Raw genomic sequence first — 19,753 nt, 5'->3', positions numbered from 1 at the left:
GTCCGGGTCGAACGGGGAAGAACCCCATCCGTATAACCTTTTCGGATACCTGAGGTGACGCTCCGCGCGCGCTCGTGGCTGGGCTCGGGCCTGGTCGCCGGCGGTTTGCTGGCGGCGGGTGCGGGCGGAGTTCTGGACCGGACCGCCTGGGTCGCCGCGGGCCTCACGGCCCTGGGCGCCGGCGCAGGAATCCTGGCGCTCGCCGTTCGGGTTGCGGCGCGCGGGTTTCGGGAGTCTCACGGCGCGGCGGAAGAAGCGCTCCGGCGCGAGATCGCGCGAATGCAGGAAGAAAGCAAGGCCGACGGCGGTCAAAAAAACGGTTCTTTTCAGGAGGGTAAGCGATGAAGACAGCGGCAGTGGTGGCGGGCGTCCTTGCGCTCGCGGCGGCGAACGCGGGGGCGGCCCTGGAGGACGTGCACGAGCTTCGGGTCACGGTCAGCGGCCTGAGCTGACCGACGAGCTGAGGCAAGGCCGTCATGAACGGCCTGAAGAGCCTGGCAGGCTCTAAAGCGGTGGAGCAGGATGATTTTCAGTCGGGAACCGGGACGTATATCGTGCGCTTCGGGGAGTTTCCAAAGCTGAAGATGGCCGACATCACCAAGGCCGTCGGCCGGTACAAGGTCGGCCAGGTGAAACTCAAGGTGACGTCCAAGGTGACCGAGAAAGGCGGAAAGCTGTACGCGGGATCGCTCCTTCTGGCCAACTCCAAAGAAGAGGGCGCCCAGGATTTCCTGAGCGGCCTGAAAGGGAAAGAGGGCCCCTTCGTCCTGTACGGGGTTCTCTCGGAGGACGCCAAGGGCAATCAGACGCTGACCCTCCTTCAGGTGTCGGAGGCCAAAGGGTAGTTCGCGAATCCAACCGGAGCCTCCGGGGCCGCCGCCCCGGAGGCTCCGGCCGTCCCCGGAAGGACCGATTCCATGCCCCTGATCGTCGCCGGCCTCTTCGTCCTGGCGTGCACCGGCGCCGCCCAGGAAGACGTCATCGCGGCCAGTCCCGAAGAGCGCCCCTGGGTGCCCGACCTGCGAAATCCCGGGCGGCGGGTCGAGATCCCCCCGGAGCGCCGGCTCGAGGTCGTCATCCTGGGCGACGGATATCTCGAGGACGAGCGGGAGCGCTTCGAGCGCGACGTCCTGGGCTGGTACGATCGCTTCCTGACCTACGTTCCCTGGAGGGAGTTCCGCGGAGCCTTCCGGGTTCGGGGGCTTTGGACCCCGGGCGCCGCCCGGGCCTCCCGGGAACGGCGTTCCCGCTACGCGATCGCGTCCACCCCGTTCGACGTCGGGGATGTCGCCGGACCGCAGACCCGCGCCGGCATCTTCCGGGCGCTCGAGCGTCTGGACGCCGCGCGCGTGCGGACCGGGGGGCGGCTCACGCACACGACCGTCGTCATGCTCGTCCTCAACGAGCGCGGAATGCAACCGAGCGGACTGGCCCGGGAGATCGCCTCTCCGGACGGGGCCCTCTCCGTGGCGGTCGGATTCGCCGCCAACGCCCATCACGAATTCGGGCATGCTTATGGGGGGCTGCGGGACGAATACATCCGCGCGGCGGGGCTGAGGGCCGAGCGGCGCACGCCGGACCGGCCTTCGCTCTTCACCGTCTCCAACATCGCCCACACGAAAGAGCGGCGCCTGCTTCCCTGGGCCCATCTTTCGCCGGGGAGCGAGATCAACCCGGATCCCGAAAGCGTCATCGGGGTGCTCTGGGTGGGAGGCGTCGCCGAAGAAGGGGCCTGGCACAGCGAGGCCCGGTGCCTCATGAACGGAACGCACGACAATTGGACCCTTGATCGGAGCCGCCGCGGCGCCATGCTGCGGGACCTCGACCGTTTCTGCTTCTGGTGCGAGGAGATTCTGGTGGCGCGCACCCTGCACCGCACCGGGCAGCTCGGAGACTCGGCGGACGGGGAGATTCTCTGGAAGCGATGGGAGGAGCTCCGGCCGCACTACCACAAGACGTTCGATGTCCCCGCCCGCATTCGCATCCAAAACGAGCTGGACGCGCGCGCGGGGTTGCGGGAGGCGCGCATCTACGAACGGCCGATCCCCTGAACGTCGGATCGGTGCAGTCGCCCCGTCGCCGAAGTATACTCGGGGGCCATGACGACGCTCTATCTGAACGGCTCGTTGCTTCCGCTGGAGGAAGGGCGCGTGTCCGTGGAGGACCGCGGGTTCCAGTTCGGCGACGGCGTTTACGAAGTCATCCGGGTCTACAACGGCCGGCCTTTTCGATTGGACGCGCACCTGGCCCGGCTGGAGCGGAGCCTGGAAGGCGTGCGGATCCCGCCGCCGGAACCGCTTCCGCGGCTGGCCGAGATCTGCCGGCAGGTCCTCGGGTCCCTCAAGGAGGCCACGATCTATCTTCAGATCACGCGCGGGGCGGCTCCCCGGGCCCACGCGTTTCCGTCCGGGATCCGGCCCACTGTGCTGGCGTACGCGCGTCCCCTCCAGCCCGCTCCCGAGAGCAAAACCTACACGCTCCGCTCCGTTCCCGACGACCGCTGGGGACGCTGCCACCTCAAGACGATCTGCCTGCTGCCCAACATTCTGGCGCGCCAGAAAGCCGTGGAGTCCGGATGCGACGAAGGGCTCTTCGTGCGCGACGACGGATCCGTCACCGAAGGCACGGCGTCGAACGCCTTCTTCGTCTTCAAGAACGTCCTGCGGACGCATCCGGCCGATTCCCGGATCCTCAACGGGATCACCCGCGAGATCGCGCTCTTCCTGGCCCGCCGGCTGGACATTTCCGTCGAAGAACGCCCCGTGAAGCTTCCCGAAGCGCGGCAGGCCGACGAGATTTTCATGACCGGGACGACGGCCGAGATCATGCCGGTGACGGCCCTGGACGGGAAGCCTCTGGCTCCGGGGCCGGTGACGGCCCGGCTGCGCGCCGCGTTCCGGGAGCTGGTCGGAAGCGAATGCGGATAGCCGCGGGATTTCTTCTGGGGGCGGCGCTGGCGGCGTGCCGCGGCGCGCCGGCGGACGCTCCGCTCGACGCGCTCGTGGCGCGGATTCTTCAGGAGGACCGCATTCCGGCGGCGGTCGTCGTGGCGGGGGAGGGGGACCGCATCCTGTACCGGAAGGCGTTCGGCGAGGCGCGTCCGGACACGGTCTTCGACCTCGCCTCCGTGACGAAGGTCGTGGCCACGACGACGGCGGCGATGATGCTGGTCGAGGAAGGGCGGCTGGCGCTCGACCGGCCGGTGGGCGAATTCCTGGCGGCCCTCGCGGGCCGGCCGGTGACGGTCCGCGATCTCCTGGCGCACCGTTCGGGCCTGCCCGCGTACCTCACCCCACGCCGGCGGAGTCCGGAGAGCATCCTCGAGGAGATCGCGGTGCTTCCCGTGCGGCGCGAAAAGCCCGTCTACAGCTGACTCAACATGATCGTCCTCGGCCGGTTGGTCGAGGAGGCGGCGGGAATTCCCCTCGGCCGGTTCGCCGAGGAGAGGATCTTCAAGCCCCTCGGGATGAAGGATACCGGGTTCGACCCCGACCCGGCCCGGTGCGCCCCCACGTCGGACGAGCCGGCGGGTCGCGTGCACGACCCGCTCGCGCGGGCGTACGAGACGGCGGATCGGCAGCCCGGCAATGCGGGGCTCTTTTCCACGGGGGACGACCTGGCCCGGTTCTGCCGGGCGCTCCTGGCGGGCCGGCTGCTCCGTCCGGAAACTCTGCAGGCGATGTTCTCGCCCCAGGATCGACCCGGAGGCGATCGCCGCGGGCTGGGCTGGGACATCTTCGACGAGCCCCCCTTCGCCCCCGGCGTGGGGCATACCGGGTTCACCGGCACGCTCGTCTGGATGGATCCGGCGCGCCGCCGCTTCGTCGTCCTCCTGACCAACCGGGTGCGTTCGGGAGAGGCCACGGACGTGCGGCGCCTGCGCCGCGAGGTCGTCGCCGCCCTGAGAGGGTAGGGCGGGCCCCGCTCATTTCTTCAGTTTGTCCAGCTCCGCCCGAATCCGCTTCTCGTACTCCTCCGGCTTGCCCGCGTCGGGGACTCCTTCCCAGACCACCTTTCCATCGGCTCCGATGAGGTACGCCGCCGGCATGGCCTGAACGCCGTAAGCGCCGATGTTGCGGGCGTCCTTGTCCCAGAGGACGGGGTAGCGGATCCCTTCCTTTTCCACCGATGCCTTGAGGTCGGCGAGCGAGTCCTGAGAGCCGTCGTCGATGTCGAGGATGACGAGTCCCTTCTCCGCGTACTCCTTATGCCACCTGACCAGGTGGGGCTTCATGCGCCGGCAGGCCCCTCAGTTGAGGAACCCGAATTCGAGCCAGACCACCTTGCCGCGAAGCTTCTCCAGCCGCAGAGGTTCGGAGGCGTTGATCCACGCGCCGGGTTCGGAAACGATTTCGGGAGGCGCCTTTCCCTTGTACGAATTCGAAAAGAGCGGGTCTTCCTGGGCCGCTCCGAGCATCGCAAGCGCCGCCCAGAGGGCTATTCCACGTCCGGTCATACGTTCTCCTTTCCCTTCTCGGCCCGGCCGAAGCCCCTCTGTCCCCGCAGCCGCCGCCCTCGCCATTATATTCCCCCGGGCCGGGGCGGGGAACGGTCTTTCTTGCCGCGCCCTGCGAAAGATGCTAGGGTCCCGGCGGTACTCGGGGAGGGTGTGATGAAACGCTTCGCGATCCTGCCGCTCTTACTCCTGCTCGGGCCCGCCCTCCGGGCGGACGACGAAGTCAAGCTCAAAAACGGCGACCGGGTTTCCGGAAAGCTTCTCCAGCTCGCCAAGGGCAAGCTCCACTTCGAGACGCCGCACTCGGGGAAGCTGGCGATCGACTGGGGGCAGGTCACGTCCGTCCGCACCGACGGGAAAGTGCGGGTCCGGCTGGCCACGGGCGAAGTCCTCGAGGGAAAGCTCTCGACCCCTCAGGAGGGCAAGCTCCGTGTGGAAACGGAAGGCCCCGTGCCCCCGGTGGACGTGGAGTTCGCCAAGGTGACCCACTTTAACGAACCTCCCACGCAGTGGCACGGAAGCGTCACGTTGGCGGTTCGGGCCACGGACGGAAACACCCATACGACGTCGTTTCTGGCGGCCGGGGAGGCCACCCGCGAAACCGAAGCGGACCTGATTCTCCTTCGGGCCATCTTCCGGTACGGCGAGCGCAGCGGGGATCTTCAGGAGCGCAATTCGTACGGCCTGGCGAAGTATCTCTACCGGATCTATGACGGATTGTACGTGTACGCGAGCGTGGAGCTCTTGTCGGACCGCTTCAAGGACCTGAGGCTCGGCACGGTGGTGAGCGTGGGCGCGGGCTACGAGGTCTTCAAGGAGCCGTGGGGGGATCTGGCCGTGGAGGCGGGCCTGGCGTACTTCGACAACAATTTCCGGGAGGGCGAGGACGAGTCCCACATGGGCGGCCGTTTTGCGGCCCGCCTGAGGCTGGCCCTTCCCCTGGGCTTCGAGCTGAAGGATCTCTTCACGTACTATCCGAATTTCGAGGACTCGGCGGACTGGCAGATCCGCAACGAGGCGACGCTGGGGACGGCCCTCGGGGGAGGCTGGAATCTCCTGGGCGGAGTCATCACCGAATTCGACAACGAGCCTCCCGAGGGGCTCGAGGAATACGACAACACCTACTTCGTCGGCCTGGGATTCACGTTCTGATCGGGCGGGCTTCCTGAGAGGAGACCGGGGCATGAACGCGAAGGCGATGGCGCGTGAGTTTCGCGACTTCCTCTTCAAGTCCAACGTGTTCGCGCTGGCGACGGCGGTGGTCATCGGAAACGCCGTTTCGAAGGTCGTGGATTCGGTCGTGAAGGATCTCTTCATGCCCGTAATCGGCATGGTCGCGCCGCAGGGCGAATGGCGCCTCCTTCAGATTCCGCTCGCGCGCGGGGCCGCGCTGAACATCGGAAGCTTTCTCGGGACGGTAGTGGACTTCGTCATCATCGCCGCGGCGGTGTTCGTGGTGACGAAGGCCCTCCTGCGGGCGCAGGCGCCTCCTCCTCCGCCGCCCGTCAGGACGTGTCCGGAGTGTCTGGAAAGCGTGCCGGTGGCGGCGCGGCGGTGCCGGGCGTGCGCCTCGACCTTGCCGGCGGCCTGAGGGCGCCCGGAGACGCGGGGAAGAGGTCAGAGGCCCTGGGTCTCGGGGGGAGCCTGCGGCGCGCGGTGACGGGCCCGGGCGCGCCGGGCCGCGCGGGCCTTGGCCTGCCGGCGACGCTCGACTTCCTGGAGACGCTTCGAAGTGCCGGGCGAAAGCCGCTCCTCGACTCGGTCCACGAGCTCCCGCAGGGCCAGGAATCGGTTCACGTTCCGCCGCCGGTCGCGGTGGCAGCGCACCACGAGGTCGAGGGGCGGATAGCGCAGGAGAACCGCGTTCGACGTGGTGCTGACCTTGCGTCCTCCCGGTCCGCTTCCGCGCGTGAAATGCTCCTCGATGGCGTCCGGGTCGATGCCCAGGCGCCTCATCCGATCGATGAGCTCCCGGACCTTGGAGGGCGACACATCGAAACGCTCGTTCAGCTTCATCCGGTAGAATTGTATGAGGATGAGGTGGGCAGCGGCTACGGTGTTTCTCCTGGCCCCGCCGAGCCCGGTGACCTCGATCGGCGGCGACCGGAACCCGGACGGGTCGATCACGGTCTTCTGGACCTTGCCCTCGGACCCGTCGGTCGCGGGGATATGGATTGAACGCGAGCGGCTGGACGGGCCGGACGATCTGGTGATTTTCGATATCTCCGCTCCGGTTACCTCCTTTACGGATGCGTCCACCCGCCCGGACCGGTCCTACCGGTACTGGGTGTTCACGAGCAACTCCCAGGGGGAGCTCAGCCTCACCGCGGCCTATCTGGAAGTGATCGCGCTCGAGGACCTGGACGACGACTTCGAGTTCTGGGAGTGCCACGTCTCTTCGTCGGCGCGCCCGCCGGGGCCGTGGGGAGCCGTCGGGGCGGTCACGCTGGCCGTTCTCGCCTGGGCGGGAGCGCGGCGGGCGGTGAAAAGATGAACTCTCGAACCTCTCGAAGTGGGTGCGAGCCTGGTGTACTTTCACGAGGCCGGACAACCGGGCGACCGATGCGTCTTCCTGAGGTCTTCTCGGTTCGGCAAGGAGCTTCCGTGGATCGGGGCCGTTGCGGTCGGGCGCTCCGGGTTGCGCTGGCGGCGGCCTGGCCGGTGGTCCTCGGCGCCTGCGAGGCCGAAAAGGCCGCTCCTCCGCCTCCGATCCGGATCGATCTCCCGTCCCCGACTCCCGCCCCTCCGCCGGCCGAAGAAGGAGCGCCGGCTCCGTCCCCGACCGTGCAGCCTTCCGTTCTTCCTCCGGCGCCTGCGGCGTCGTTTCCGGAACCGCCGCCTGCGGTCGTTCCGGCCGACCCGAGGGATGACCGTGTCGCCGCGGCGCGTTCGGCGAACGATCTTCCCGCCGACCTCCTGCGCGCCGTCCGGGAGCAGGTGCTCGGCCTTCCCGAGTTTTACCGGAACCTCTGTCTCACCCCGGACGAGCGGCTTCGCGCGGAAGGGCTGGTCGGGGTCGGAAAAGGGCGCCCTGAGGACGTGGCGTTCCTCCAGTCGCTCGCGGCGTCCCCGAAGGTGCGCTTTGCGCGCGAGGAGTGGGCGTGGATCGCCGAGAACCGGGAACGCCTGGAGAAGGAGGCGCTCGAGGCTTTGCCGGCGGACGAGGTGAAGCTGCGCGACGGGCGCACGATCGTGGGACGGATCGTCGAGGAGTCCGCGGAGCTCGTCCGGGTCGAACGCCGCCCGGCCGGAGGCGTCGCCGGCACGGTGAACGTTCCGCGCGGCGAAATCCTGGCGATCGGCCGCGGCCAAGGCCCCGGCGCGGAGTTCCGCGACCGCTGGGAAAAGGCGCGGTCGGGATCGGCGCAGGATCTCCTGGCCCTGATGGAATGGTGCAAGGTCAAGAAGCTTACTCTTCAGGCCAGGCTGGTCGCGTTCACGCTCCTGTCGGCCCAGCCGGAGCATCCGAAGGCCCGCGAGGAGGCAGAGCTTCCCCCCGATCCCGTTCAGCGCGCCCTGGAGGCGATCGACCAGGGAGGCTTCATCTCCTACGAGAACCGCACGTGGACGCCCCGGGAGCTGCGGGACAAGCTGCTCAAGGACGGCTACGTGCTCTTCGACGGCGCCTGGTACACGCGCAGGGATCGTCTCATCGCCGTTCCGAACCTCTTCGCGTACGAGGAGGCTTCGGAGAAGGCCGTCTCGATCAGCGCGGAGCATGGCGCCGGGATCACGCACGACGCGGACATCCTCTGGCGCTCTTCCCCGGATCCGCAAACGGGCCAGGTTCGGTACGCCACCGATCTTCAGATCAAGCGCCGGTTCTATACGATTCCCCTGGTCGTGACGACCCAAAGGGACATGCTCCGGTCCGAAATCGGTCCGGCCCGGGAGGTGTGGTACGACGTGGACCGCGCCAAGACCTCCCCGGGTACGGAACTCTACGGAGAGGTTCTTCTCAGCATCCCGCTCGAACAGGTCATCCTCGAGGGATCCGTCCAGGCTGCAGCCGAGGTGAAGGACGGCGCCTCGATCGCGATGTGCCTCCTGCACCAGGGCCGGCGGGTGAAGCTCTACACCGCCACGTCGCGGGACGAAAGCTACCACAGGCTGCCCGACCTCGTGCGAGGGATGCGGGCGCTGGACTTCGTGGCGGAAATCCGGATGAAGGCGGCGTACGTCAAGAAGGTCGACCGCCGTCCGATTCAGAAGCCGCGCCGCGACCCGCAAGGGACGGTGCAGGGCAAGGACGTTGAGGTGGTCCACGAGCGCCTGGTTCCGGACTATGCGGCGGTGCTTTTCCCGTCCACGCCGCGGGGTGGGGACGTGTTCAGGCTCCGGCTGGTCGTCGCGGTGCCGGCCGAGGGGTTGACGGCGCTGTTCCGGAACGTCGGCGCGCTCCATGTGCTTCGGTAGGGGGTGTCGGAGAAGCCACGCCCGGCACGTGGCCGCTTCGAAGTGACGGCGTCGGGGATTCAGCGTCCCTCGCGCTCGGCGGCCAGGACGGGGGCGAAGACGGCGCCCAGGGCAGGCCGCGCGGGCGTGCCCGTCTGGCGTCCCGAATCCGTCTCGTAACGCTCGGCGGGCGGCACCCGCGTGGGCGTTTCCGAGTACAGGCGCAGGAGATCGGCCGCCAGCGCTTCGCGTCCGTCCCGAGGGGCGAGTCCGGCGATCCAGAGGAGAGCGTCCGCCCGGGCCTGGTTTTTCAGGTGATCGGCCGGAGCGCCGAACCGGCCGGAGCGGGCGCGCGCGAAGGCCGCCTCACGGGGACCCCAGTCGGACGGGAAGAAGTGCAGGCCGAGCATCCGATCCGCGAACAGGTCGGGCTTGAGGCTCCATCCCGAGGGATCGTTCAGGGCCCGGGCCGTGTGGACCTCCGCTCGCGCCCGGGTCGTCCAGTCGCGCAGAAGCGCCTCCGCCCGGGATCGCAACTCGGGGAAACAGGCCAGAGCCAGGATGGCCCGGAGGACGGGGCCGGCGTCGCCTTCGGGCACCACGGCGGAGGGAGCCGCCTGCGGGGAAGAAAGCGCGTCGTGGAGGAAGTCCGCCATCTTTCGGAGGACGGCGGCGTATTCGCGGGCGAACTCGGGATCGTGGCGGCCCGCCGCGGTCGCCAGAAGGAGGAGGGCGGCGGTGGCGTCCAGGCCTGGCTCGGACGGAGCGCTCGGGCCGGTGGCCAGGGGGTAGGTGCCCAGGTCGCGCGGGGCGAAGCGCTCCCGCCAGAACCCGCGCCGGACGGCCTCGAGGATGGGCTCGATGTGCATCCGCAGAAGATCGGGGTTGAAGGCCAGCGCGAGGGGCGAGGCGACGTAGAGCGTCTCCAGACTTTGAACGGGGCTGGGCCCGCCGATTTCGAGGGACTTGGAGAGGACATAGGTTCGATCGCCGTGCCGGACGGGCTCGCCGGCGGCGAGGGCCTGGCGGAAGGCGAGCGCCGCCAGGGCGGCCAGGGGTTCTCCTCCGGCGGCCCGGGCGCGGGCCAGCACTTCGGCGTCTACGCGGGCCGCGCGGGCGCGGATCTCCTCGGCGGCGGAGGAAGCGAAGCGGACGAGGGCCTCTCCGTCGGGGAACCGGCGCGTCCAGGCCGCGGGACAGACGTCTCCGTAGAAGAGCGCGGCCTCGCGGCGGGTCAGCGCCACAAGCGCCCGGCGGGTGACGGGCTCCTTCACGCTTCCCAGCTCCCAGACGTGCGCGAAGGCGGGCCACCCGTCGCTGGCGGCGCGGGGAAAGCGGGCGTCCCGGTCCGGGGGCTTTCCCTCGGCGAACGCGCGGCGCAGATCCTGGGCGGGGCCGACGTACGAGGCGGCCGGTTCGTCGAGGGCGGCCCAATGGACCTCGCCCCAGTCGGGCCAGTTGTGCGTCTCGCGGAAGAGGCGGGGCTGGGAGGGCCGCAGCCGGAAGCGCCCGTCCCAGGTGACGCGGCGGTCGCTGGATCCCACGGCCCACTCGGCGGTGAGGTCGAGGTAGAGCTCGATTCGGCGAGGACGGGCGCAGGCGATCTCGGCGCGGAGGTATCCCACCGGGAGCGCCAGGAGCTCGAGATCCCGCGGGTCGGCCGGGGAAAGGAACTCCAGGCGCAGGGCGACGTCGTCCTGAGAAAAGAGGAATTCCGTGCGGGTGGGCAGGACGCGCGCGGAGTCCTGCCGCAGGGACGGCAGGGGGGAGCCGGGGAGTCCGAGGAACCGGTACGCGCGACCGTCGATCTTCAGCATGCCGGCCATCCCCTTGACCGCCCCGTTCCAGAGCTTGGGGGAGTCGTCGGCCAGCCGGTCCCCGCAGAGCCAGATGTTGAGGTAGGGCGTCTGGACGAAAAGGGGAAAGGCCGGGGCGCGAAAGGCGGGAGCCTCCGAGGGCGCGAAATCGCGGCTCGGTCCGCCGCCGCCTCCCGCGCAGGCCGCCGGCAGAAGGAGGACCGCGCACGCGAAAAGCCCGAGCGCGCTGCGGCCGGCGGGCATCGTCGGATTACCCGCGGACGACTTCCAGACGGGGTTTGTCCGCGGGGAACGCCTCCGCCACGATGCGCGCGTCCGTGACGCCGCGTTCATGAAGCTTGCGGAGGCACGCCTCGACGTCCCTGGCGCGCACGCCGAAGAAGAGTCCGCCCGACGTCTGGGGGTCCCAGAAGAGGGCCTTCTCGACGTCGCTGAAGCCGTCCCGGAAGACGATGCCGCTTTCGATGAGCTTGAAGTTGGGGCCCGTCAGACCCGTCATCACGCCCATGCCGATGAGGTCCAGGGTTTTCGGGAACCGCGGGATCGCGTCGTAGAAGAAGCGGATGCCGATCCTGGAGGCCCGGGCCATGGACAGGGTATGTCCGCCCAGGCCGAAGCCCGTGATGTCCGTGGCGCCCCGAGCGTCGAATTCCATCATTGTTTCGCAGGCGACGCGGTTGAGCTCGGCCATCGTGCGGGCCACCGGGAGGAGGTCTTCGGTGGCGATGACGCCGCGCCGGGCGCCGGTGATGTAGACGCCGCTGCCCACCGGCTTGGTGAGGATGAAGCGGTCGTCCGGGCGCGCTCCCGAGTTCGGGGTGTAGTGCCGCGGGTTGACGATCCCGTTGACGGACAGGCCGTACTTCATTTCCTCGTCCTTGACCGTATGGCCGCCGACGAGGAGGGCGCCCGCCTCGTGGATCTTGTCGAGGCCCCCCTGCAGGACGCGCGAGAGGACGTCGGCCCCGGCGGCCACGGGGAACATGCAGAGGTTGAGCGCCGTGATGGGACGGCCCCCCATCGCGTAGACGTCGCTCAGGGAGTTGGCCGCGGCCACCTGTCCGTACAGGTACGGATCGTCGATGAACGGCGTGATGTAGTCCGCCGTGATGACGAGCGCCAGGTCGTCGGTGAGCTTGTAGATCGCGGCGTCGTCGTTGGTTTCGATTCCGACGAGCAGGTTGTCGTTGCGGCGCAGCTCGAGCTTGGTGAAAAGACCCTGTAAGTCCAACGGACTCAGTTTTCCCGCTCAGCCGCCGCTGCGGGCGAATCCTCGGATGTCGCAAGCCATGGTTCGTTTCCTCCGGTCGCTCGATGATAGCGGAAGCGGGGCGGAGGCGCAAGCGGGCTTCGGGATGGTATACTTCCGATTGATCCATGTCGGCCGCGAAATTCCGCTGCATGTGCGGTTCCGTGCACGCGCTTCCGCGCGAGCGGGCGCTGGACGGGCTGGGGGTGGCGCACTGGAAGTGCACGGATTGCGGGCGCCGGTTCGTCCTGACCCACCAGCCGCCGGACGGGTTCGTGCCGATCTATCTGGACCCCGGCGTGCAGGCGATCAAGCCGCGCGAGACGGGATCGGCCGCGGCGCGCAACCTCAAGAATCCGATGCCTCCGCCCGCGATCGACTTCCGCTGCCGGTGCGGCCACCGGATCACCGCGCATTCCTGGATGTACGGGGGCACCGCGGTCTGCACGGCCTGCGGCAGCGCCATGTACCTGGCCCTCCGGTACCACGTGCGGGAGAAGCGGCACGTGATCGTGCCGGAGTACCCGCCGTCCGCCGTCCGCGCCGGACGCGGCTGAAGGCGGACCGCGGGGAATTCTTCTCGCCCGGCCCCCGGGCGTCGTTATATAGTGGGTCGGCTTGGCGGGAGGGACCGTGATTCGGACGCTTCTGGGGTTGGCGCTGGCCGCGGGGTGGGCGGCGCAGGACGACGAGGCGGGTTTCGAGCCTCTCTTCAACGGCAAGGATTTTTCCGGGATGAAGTTCTATCTCGGGAAGGACGGTACGGCCGATCCCGCGGCGACGTTTCGCGTGGAGGACGGCGTTCTCGTGTGCTCCGGGCGTCCCGCCGGGTACTGGTACACCGAGAAGAAATACAAGGACTTCGTGCTTCGCTTCGAATACCGCTTCAAGCGGCCCTCCGGGGAGGTGGACGAGTCCCGCTGGGCGGGAAACAGCGGATACCTCTTTTACTTCGCCGAGCACAAGGTCTGGCCGCGAAGCCTCGAGGTCCAGGGAATGAACCGGGACGTTCTGGGCCTGATCGCCATCGGCGGGTTCAAGGTGAAGCGCGTGTCGGAGGACCGGGACGCCCGCGTCCGGGTCCGCCGGCCGCTGGGCGAATGGAACGAGGTCGAGATCGTCTCCCAGGACGGCCGGATGACGTGCCGCCTGAACGGGGCGAAGATCAGCGAATTCGCGGAGTTCGAGCCTTTCGAGAGTCCCATCGCCTTCCAGTCGGAGGGCGCCGAGATCCATTGGCGCCGCGTGCGCCTGAAGCCTCTGTAAGGAGACCCCTCATGACCGACGCGCTGACTCGACGGGAATTCATGGAGGCCGGCACGGCCGCGTTCATGGCGCAGGTGCCGCTCGTTCACGCCGGCGGCCAGGAGCCCACGATCTCCGTGGGCGTGATCGGCTGCGGCGGCCGGGGAACCGGCGCGGCGGAAAACATCCTGGACGCCGCCGCGGCCATGAATCCGCCGGTCCATCTCCGGATCGTCGCCCTCGGAGACGTCTTCAAAGATCGGATCGACGGTTCGCGCCGTCAGCTCGGCAAGCACCCCGGGTTCAAGGTGACCGACGAGAACTGCTTCGCGGGTCTGGACAATTACAAGAAGGTTCTGGATTCGGGGGTGAACCTCGTCATCCTGGCGACGCCTCCGGGGTTTCGTCCGCTTCACTTCGCGGCGGCGATCGAGGCGGGCAAGCACGTCTTCTTCGAGAAGCCGGTGGCCGTGGACCCGGTGGGTGTCCGGAAGGTGATCGAATACGGCGAGAAAGCCAAGGAGAAGAAGCTTGCCGTGGTGACGGGCACCCAGCGGCGCCATCAGGCCGGATATGTGGAATGCATCCGGCGCATCCACGAGGGAGCCATCGGCGAAATCGTCGCCGGCCGGTGCTATTGGAATTCGGGCGGCGTCTGGGTCCGCAAGCGCGAGCCGGATTGGGACGACCTCACGTACCAGCTGCGCAACTGGTACTACTTCGACTGGCTCTGCGGGGACCACATCGTCGAGCAGCACGTTCACAACCTCGACGTCATCAATTGGGCGCTTCAGGCGCATCCCGTGAAGGCGGTGGCCGTGGGGGGGCGCCAGGTCCGCACGGGACCGGAGTACGGCCACATCTGGGACCATTTCGCGGTGGACTTCGAGTACCCCAAGGGGGTTCACGTCCTGAGCATGTGCCGGCATTGGAACAACACGCCGGGCAACGTGAGCGAGGCGGTCGTGGGCACGAAAGGGGAAAGCGACTGCCATTCCTACATCAAAGGGCCCGAAACCTGGCGCTTCAAAGGCGGAGGACGCAACCCGTACGTCCAGGAACACATGGATCTTCTGGAGAGCATCCGCAACGGACGTCCGCTCAACGAGGCGCGCCAGATCGCCGAAAGCACCCTGACCGCCATCCTCGGCCGCGAAGCCGCGTACACGGGCAAGGTCATCACGTGGGACGAGATGTATGCCTCCGACATGAACCTGATGCCCGAGAAGCTGGAGCCGGGACCGCTCCCGGTCCGGCCGATTCCGGTCCCCGGCAAGCCGCGGTAGGGCCAAGGAGGGGGCGATGCGATCGATTCTCGGACTCTGGGCGGTCGCCGCGCTCGCCGGGGGATGCGCCTCGGCGGCAGGCACGAGCCCCATGGCTTCTTCCGGCCCGGTTCCTGCGGAGGCGCCGGAGGATGGGAAGCTCCGCATCATCGCCTTCGGGGCGCATCCGGACGACTGCGAATTGCGGGAAGGCGGCGTGGCCGCCAAGTGGGCGGCGCTCGGACACCACGTCAAGTTCGTCTCCGTGACCAACGGAGACATCGGACACTGGGGCACGGCCGGCGGGCCGCTGGCGCGCCGGCGCCTGGCCGAAGTCCGCCGGTGCGCGGAAATCCTGGGGATCCGGACGGAGGTGCTCGACATCCATGACGGGGAGCTGATGGTGACCCTGGAGAACCGGCGCACGATCTGCCGCCTCATTCGGGAGTGGAAGGCGGACGTCGTCATCAGCCACCGGCCCAACGACTATCACCCGGATCACCGGTACGTCGGGATCCTCGTCATGGACGCGGCGTACATGGTGACGGTGCCGTACTTCTGTCCGGATACGCCGCATCTCACGCGCAACCCGGTGTTTCTCTTCTCCGAGGACGGCTTCCGCCGGCCCAATCCGTTCACGGCGGACATCGTCGTGGCAATCGACGACGTGATCGAAAAGAAGCTCGCCTGCGTGGAGGCGCTGGAGTCCCAGTTCTACGAGGGCGGCTGCAACGGCGGGCCGCATCTGGTGCCCGATCCGAAGGACGCGGCCGCCGTGGCCGCCCGCAGGCGGGACGTGCGCGAACAGTTCGCCCGCCGGTTCGCCGCCACGGCCGACCGGTTCCGGCCCCAGCTCGAGGCCCGATACGGCCGGGAGCGGGCCGCCGAGGTCCGCTACGCCGAGGCTTTCGAGATCTGCGAATACGGCCGCCGGCCGGACGAGGAGGAGATCCGGAAACTTTTCCCGTTCTTCCCGCACCGTTAGCCCGGAGGGAGACCATGAACGAACCCGTCTTCTCGCGCCGGGACTTTCTGAACGCCGGTTCGGCGGCGCTCGGCGCGGGGTGGGTCGAGCGTATTCCCTTCGTCCACGGCGGCGCCCAGGATCACCCGACGCTGCGGGTGGGGCTGATCGGCTGCGGCGGCCGGGGGCGGGGCGCGATCGAGAACGTCCTGGAGGCGGCTCCGAACGTCCAGGTGATCGCGCTGGCGGACATGTTCCCGGACCGCATCCAAACCGCGCGGCGGCTGGCTGCGGAGCGCGAGCTCGCGGGCTTCAAGGTTCAGGACGACCATTGCTTCACCGGCTTCGACGCCTACAAGCGCCTTCTCGACACCAGCGTGGATTACGTCATGCTCTGCGAGCCTCCCGGGTTCCGGCCGCTTCACTTCGCCGCCGCGGTCGAGGCGGGAAAGCACGTCTTCATGGAAAAGCCCGTCGCGGTCGATCCGGTCGGCGTCCGGAAGGTGATCGAATATGGGGAAAAAGCCCGCCAGAAGAAGCTGGGGGTGGTGCCAGGCACGCAGAACCGGCATTCGCGCAAAATCCGCGAGACGGTCCGGCGCATACACGACGGTCAGATCGGCGACGTCGTCGCCGGGTACATCTTCTTCAACACGGGGTACCTCTGGAGCTACGAGCGGCGCCCCGGTTGGAGCGACATGGAGTGGCAGGTCCGCAACTGGTACTACTTCGACTGGCTCTCGGGGGATCACATCGTCGAACAGCACATCCATCAGATCGACCTGACGGACTGGGTTTTGCGGGCTCATCCGGTGCGGGCCACGGCGGTGGGGGGGCGGCAGGTCCGCGTGGAGGAGCTGTACGGCAACATCTACGATCACTTCGCCGTGGACTTCGAATATCCGAACGGCGTCCATGTCTTGAGCATGTGCCGGCAATGGCCGCGCGTTCCGGGCCTCGTGGCGGCCTGGTACGTGGGGACCCAGGGCACGGCGTACCTGCACCACCCGCAGAAATCGGGGGTCATCGAGGGACGGAATCCGTGGCGGTTCGAGGGCGCGGAGGTCCCGGCCCAGGTTCAGGAGCATCGCGATCTCATCGAGAGCATCCGCGCCGGAACTCCCATCAACGAGGCGCGCCGGATCGCCGAGACGACGCTGACGTCGATTCTCGGCCGCGAGGCGGCCTATACGGGCAAGGCTCTCACGTGGGACGAGGTCTTCGCTTCCGACCTGGACCTGAGTCCGCCGAAGTACGAGTTCGGTCCGAATCCCGTCCGGCCCGTGCGGGTCCCGGGACGCAACGCCTGATCACCGGCGGGCGCGGGCGGGAGCCTCCTCCTCGCGGCGCTCGCGGACGTCGTTCTCGATCGTGGCCTCGAGCATCCAGGCCATCTTTTCGTGATCCTGGAGCAGGTCGGCCAGGAAGTTGGACGTCCCCACGTCCCCGAACTCGTCGTCGCAGCGCACGACGGCCTCCCGGATGAAATCGATGACCTCCTCATGATCCCGGAGAAGATCTCCGATCATGGCGCGGGAGTCGGGGTACCGGCCCGGCTGCTCGCGGAGCCGGCTGCCGTCGAGAAACTCCGAGAGGGTCCCGAGCGCCAGCCCGCCGCAGGTGCGGACGCGCTCGGCGACCTCGTCGAGGATCTCGTCGAGCTTTTCGTACTGTTCCTCGAAGAGCTTGTGGAGCTCGCGGAAGTGGATTCCACGGACGTTCCAATGGTAGTTCCGCGTCTTGGCGTAGAGGACGAATTCGTCGGCCAGGAGGGAGTTGAGGAGCTCCGCCACGGCGGGGCGCTTCTCCGCCGCGAAAGGAGCGGAAGAGCGGACCCTCTGGGACCGGTTGGTTCCGCGGATCCGGCGGGTCTCGGGGTCGGCGTGGATCTGTTTCATGGAGGGCCTCCTTCGGCAGGACGGGACATGCGTCCCCTTCAAAAAAGATAATCCCGAAGCCCCGGCGTTACGGGAAAAAGGCTGGCCACGGCGGGCCGGGCGGCGTATATTTCGAGGACGCGCCCGAGCGCTTCCCGGGGAGGGAGCGGCGGGGAACGTCCAAGGAGGAATCGCGCGATGCCGCAGAAGAAGATCAGCCGCCGGGACTTCGTGGCTTCCGGCGCGGCCGCCGGAACGGCCGCCTTCATGGCCCGCGTGCCCCTGGTGCACGCCGGACAGAGCACTCCCACTCTCAAGGCCGGCCTGATCGGCTGCGGCGGGCGCGGCAAAGGGGCGGCCGGAAACTTCCTGGCGGCGGCCCCCAACGTGCAGATCACCGCCCTCGCGGACGTTTTCGAAGACCGCGTCAAGTCCGTGGGCCGCGAGCTGGAGGGGACCGAGGGGTTCAAGGTGACCCCGGAAAACTGTTTCACGGGGCTCGATGCCTACAAGAAGGTTCTCGAAAGCGGCGTGGACGTCGTGCTCCTGGCCACGTCGCCGGGCTTCCGGCCGCTCCACTTCGCCGCCGCGGTCGAGGCGGGAAAGCACGTGTTCATGGAGAAGCCCGTCGCCGTGGACCCGGCGGGCGTCCGCAAGGTGATCGAGGTCGGAAAGAAGGCGCGGGAGAAGGAGCTCGCCGTTCTCGCCGGGACCCAGTACCGCCATCAGAAGAGTTTCATCGAAACGATCAAGCGGGTGCACGACGGCTGGATCGGCGAGATCGTCGCCGGACGCGCGTATTACAACACCGGCCTGCCCTGGGCGCCCAAGGCGCGCCGGCCCAACGAGAGCGACATGGAGTGGCAGATCCGCAACTGGCTCTTTTACGACTGGCTCTCGGGGGACCACATCGTCGAGCAGCACATTCACACGATCGACGTCACCGACTGGGTGATGAACGCCCGGCCCGTCCGGGCCGTCGCCGTGGGCGGTCGCCAGACCCGCGTGGGCGAACAGTGGGGCAACGTGTACGATCACTTCTGCGTGGACTACGAGTATCCGAAGGGGGTCCACGTCACGAGCATGTGCCGCCAGTGGCCGGGCTGCCCCGGACAGGTGGCCGCCTACTTCCGGGGCACGAAGGGGGAGGTGGACGTCTACAACGGCGTCATCCGCGGCGAGAAGAACTGGAGCTTCGAGGACGAGTTCAAGGAAAAGCCCTCGATCGCCAAGGCGTACGTCCAGGAGCATACGGACTGGATCGAGAGCATCCGCGCCGGCAAGCCCATCAACGAGGCGACCCAGGTGGCCGAAAGCTCCCTCACCGCGATCCTCGGGCGGGAAGCGGCATACACCGGCAAAGCGATCGCCTGGGCGGATCTCGCGACCGCGGAGCTCGATCTGAGCCCGCCCAAGTACGAGTTCGGCCCCAACCCCGTCCGGCCGATGCCCATTCCGGGCAAGCCGCGCGAGGGGATCAAGTAGCTTAAGGCTCCAGGAGGGCGGCGAAGCCGGAGGTCTGGGCGGTCCGGATCGCGCCGTTCTCGCGCCAGCGCATCCAGGCCTCGACGCCGGGGAGATCCTCGGCCAGCCGCAGCCCGCGCTCCGGCCCCAGAACCGAGAGCGCCGTGGACAGGGCGTCCGCGCTCATTCCGTCCGGCGCCACGACCGTCACGAGGATGCGGTTCGTCAATCCGACGCCCGTGGCCGGATCCACGATGTGCGAATAGCGAACGCCGTCGATCTCGACGTAGCGCTCCCAGTCCCCGGAGGTCGCCACCCCGCGCCGGGCAAGAACGAGCACCTTCGACGACTGGTCGGCCACCTGGATCCGCCAGCCGGTGCGGTCCGGGGGAGGATCCCCGAGAGCCATGCCGCCGCCGGTGTCGACCATGGCCCGGCGAATCCCGAGGCGGGCCAGCGCCGCGAGCGCCCGGTCGCACGCGTACCCCTTGGCGATGCCTCCCACGTCGAGCTTCATTCCCGCCCGCTCGAGGCAGACGGTCCGGGCCGCCGGATCCAGCACGAGCTTCGTCCAGCCGGTCCGTTCCAGGGCCTCCCGCACCGCCTCCGGAGGCGGAAGGCGACCCTCGCGCCGAGCTTTGCGCCAGAGCTCGACCAGCGGGCCCACCGTCACGTCGAAGGCGCCCCCGGAAAGCTCGGAAAATTTACGGGCGGCCGAAAGGACTTCGAAGAGCGGCTCCGAAACAGGCACGGGGCCGACCCCCGACCGCCGGCTGAGACGGGAAATCTCGCTGTCCTCGCGGTAATCGCTCATGCGTTCGTCGACCGCCGCCAGCTCCGCGAACGCCGCCCGCCGGGCGCGCTCCGCTTCCCCGGGACCGGCGGCGTAGAAGACGACCCGGCAGGGCGTCCCCATGTGGGACTCCGTGAACTCGAACCTTGCGAGGGAACCCTCGCCGGGTACAATGCAGCCCGCCAGAAGGGAAACCGCCAGTCCGGTTCGCAAGGCCCGACGCATGCG

General features: G+C 68.4%; 21 protein-coding genes and 1 pseudogene. 15 read left to right on the top strand and 7 right to left on the bottom strand.

What is annotated here, in order from left to right; genetic code table 11:
- Positions 1-54: 54 nt before the first annotated feature.
- The 5 genes and pseudogenes from VNO22_15450 (at position 55) to VNO22_15430 (ending at position 3,913) form a co-directional block, all read left to right on the top strand.
- Positions 55-345: a hypothetical protein gene (locus VNO22_15450; protein ID HXG62763.1), complete on the top strand. Its 291-nt coding sequence runs from the start codon at positions 55-57 to the stop codon at positions 343-345.
- A 131-nt stretch (positions 346-476) separates the two neighbouring features.
- Positions 477-845 (top strand): hypothetical protein, encoded by a 369-nt coding sequence (locus tag VNO22_15445; protein ID HXG62762.1) that lies wholly within the window; start codon positions 477-479, stop codon positions 843-845.
- A gap of 72 nt (positions 846-917) precedes the next feature.
- A complete protein-coding gene (locus VNO22_15440; protein ID HXG62761.1) occupies positions 918-2,051 on the top strand; it encodes a M64 family metallopeptidase in 1,134 nt (377 codons plus the stop codon).
- Between the two features lie 48 nt (positions 2,052-2,099).
- Positions 2,100-2,927 (top strand): D-amino acid aminotransferase, encoded by an 828-nt coding sequence (locus VNO22_15435; GenBank protein ID HXG62760.1) that lies wholly within the window; start codon positions 2,100-2,102, stop codon positions 2,925-2,927.
- Positions 2,918-3,913 (top strand): annotated as a pseudogene (locus tag VNO22_15430) (serine hydrolase domain-containing protein). The gene VNO22_15435 and the pseudogene VNO22_15430 overlap by 10 nt, the downstream one beginning before the upstream one ends.
- Positions 3,914-3,925: 12 nt before the next feature.
- Here VNO22_15430 and VNO22_15425 read toward each other — a convergent pair.
- Both VNO22_15425 and VNO22_15420 read right to left on the bottom strand, forming a co-directional pair.
- Positions 3,926-4,234, bottom strand: a complete 309-nt coding sequence (locus VNO22_15425) for a TlpA disulfide reductase family protein (GenBank protein HXG62759.1) — start codon at positions 4,232-4,234, stop codon at positions 3,926-3,928.
- A 15-nt stretch (positions 4,235-4,249) separates the two neighbouring features.
- Positions 4,250-4,456 (bottom strand): hypothetical protein, encoded by a 207-nt coding sequence (locus tag VNO22_15420; GenBank protein ID HXG62758.1) that lies wholly within the window; start codon positions 4,454-4,456, stop codon positions 4,250-4,252.
- A 156-nt stretch (positions 4,457-4,612) separates the two neighbouring features.
- Between VNO22_15420 and VNO22_15415 the strand changes: the two genes are divergently transcribed.
- Together VNO22_15415 and mscL are read left to right on the top strand one after the other, a co-directional pair.
- Entirely contained in the window at positions 4,613-5,608 is a 996-nt protein-coding gene (locus VNO22_15415; protein HXG62757.1) for a DUF481 domain-containing protein, read from the top strand.
- Positions 5,609-5,639: 31 nt separating this feature from the next.
- Positions 5,640-6,047: a large conductance mechanosensitive channel protein MscL gene (gene mscL / locus VNO22_15410; protein HXG62756.1), complete on the top strand. Its 408-nt coding sequence runs from the start codon at positions 5,640-5,642 to the stop codon at positions 6,045-6,047.
- Positions 6,048-6,073: 26 nt separating this feature from the next.
- Here mscL and VNO22_15405 read toward each other — a convergent pair whose 3' ends face one another.
- Positions 6,074-6,472 carry a peptide chain release factor-like protein gene (locus VNO22_15405; GenBank protein HXG62755.1) on the bottom strand — a complete coding sequence of 133 codons (399 nt, stop codon included), beginning with the start codon at positions 6,470-6,472 and terminating at the stop codon, positions 6,074-6,076.
- 19 nt (positions 6,473-6,491) lie between these two features.
- Here VNO22_15405 and VNO22_15400 point away from each other — a divergent pair, with 19 nt between their 5' ends.
- Both VNO22_15400 and VNO22_15395 read left to right on the top strand, forming a co-directional pair.
- A complete protein-coding gene (locus tag VNO22_15400; protein ID HXG62754.1) occupies positions 6,492-6,950 on the top strand; it encodes a fibronectin type III domain-containing protein in 459 nt (152 codons plus the stop codon).
- Positions 6,951-7,060: 110 nt separating this feature from the next.
- Positions 7,061-8,872: a hypothetical protein gene (locus VNO22_15395; protein ID HXG62753.1), complete on the top strand. Its 1,812-nt coding sequence runs from the start codon at positions 7,061-7,063 to the stop codon at positions 8,870-8,872.
- A gap of 59 nt (positions 8,873-8,931) precedes the next feature.
- Here VNO22_15395 and VNO22_15390 read toward each other — a convergent pair whose 3' ends face one another.
- Positions 8,932-10,911 (bottom strand): DUF5127 domain-containing protein, encoded by a 1,980-nt coding sequence (locus tag VNO22_15390; protein ID HXG62752.1) that lies wholly within the window; start codon positions 10,909-10,911, stop codon positions 8,932-8,934.
- A gap of 7 nt (positions 10,912-10,918) precedes the next feature.
- On the bottom strand, positions 10,919-11,908 hold the full coding sequence (selD, locus tag VNO22_15385; protein ID HXG62751.1) for a selenide, water dikinase SelD: 990 nt from the start codon (positions 11,906-11,908) through the stop codon (positions 10,919-10,921).
- 137 nt (positions 11,909-12,045) lie between these two features.
- Between selD and VNO22_15380 the strand changes: the two genes are divergently transcribed.
- From VNO22_15380 to VNO22_15360, 5 genes are all read left to right on the top strand, one after another.
- Positions 12,046-12,474 (top strand): hypothetical protein, encoded by a 429-nt coding sequence (locus VNO22_15380; GenBank protein HXG62750.1) that lies wholly within the window; start codon positions 12,046-12,048, stop codon positions 12,472-12,474.
- Between the two features lie 61 nt (positions 12,475-12,535).
- The gene (locus VNO22_15375; protein HXG62749.1) at positions 12,536-13,183 is read left to right on the top strand and encodes a DUF1080 domain-containing protein; all 648 of its coding nucleotides are present in this window, start codon (positions 12,536-12,538) and stop codon (positions 13,181-13,183) included.
- Between the two features lie 11 nt (positions 13,184-13,194).
- Positions 13,195-14,448, top strand: a complete 1,254-nt coding sequence (locus tag VNO22_15370) for a Gfo/Idh/MocA family oxidoreductase (GenBank protein ID HXG62748.1) — start codon at positions 13,195-13,197, stop codon at positions 14,446-14,448.
- Between the two features lie 16 nt (positions 14,449-14,464).
- Complete coding sequence (locus VNO22_15365; protein ID HXG62747.1) at positions 14,465-15,412, top strand: PIG-L family deacetylase; 948 nt, start codon at positions 14,465-14,467, stop codon at positions 15,410-15,412.
- A gap of 14 nt (positions 15,413-15,426) precedes the next feature.
- The gene (locus VNO22_15360; protein ID HXG62746.1) at positions 15,427-16,701 is read left to right on the top strand and encodes a Gfo/Idh/MocA family oxidoreductase; all 1,275 of its coding nucleotides are present in this window, start codon (positions 15,427-15,429) and stop codon (positions 16,699-16,701) included.
- Here VNO22_15360 and VNO22_15355 read toward each other — a convergent pair whose 3' ends face one another.
- Entirely contained in the window at positions 16,702-17,289 is a 588-nt protein-coding gene (locus VNO22_15355) for a DNA starvation/stationary phase protection protein (protein ID HXG62745.1), read from the bottom strand.
- A 177-nt stretch (positions 17,290-17,466) separates the two neighbouring features.
- Between VNO22_15355 and VNO22_15350 the strand changes: the two genes are divergently transcribed.
- On the top strand, positions 17,467-18,753 hold the full coding sequence (locus tag VNO22_15350) for a Gfo/Idh/MocA family oxidoreductase (GenBank protein ID HXG62744.1): 1,287 nt from the start codon (positions 17,467-17,469) through the stop codon (positions 18,751-18,753).
- A gap of 1 nt (position 18,754) precedes the next feature.
- On the opposite strand, the gene VNO22_15345 is transcribed toward VNO22_15350, so the two are convergent.
- The gene (locus tag VNO22_15345; GenBank protein ID HXG62743.1) at positions 18,755-19,750 is read right to left on the bottom strand and encodes an FAD:protein FMN transferase; all 996 of its coding nucleotides are present in this window, start codon (positions 19,748-19,750) and stop codon (positions 18,755-18,757) included.
- Positions 19,751-19,753 lie beyond the last annotated feature (3 nt).

It is taken from the genome of Planctomycetota bacterium (genome assembly GCA_035574235.1).
Lineage (GTDB): Bacteria > Planctomycetota > MHYJ01 > MHYJ01 > JACPRB01 > DATLZA01.
The sequence above is the reverse complement of the archived record's forward strand: the minus strand, read 5'-3'. Positions and strand labels throughout refer to the sequence as shown.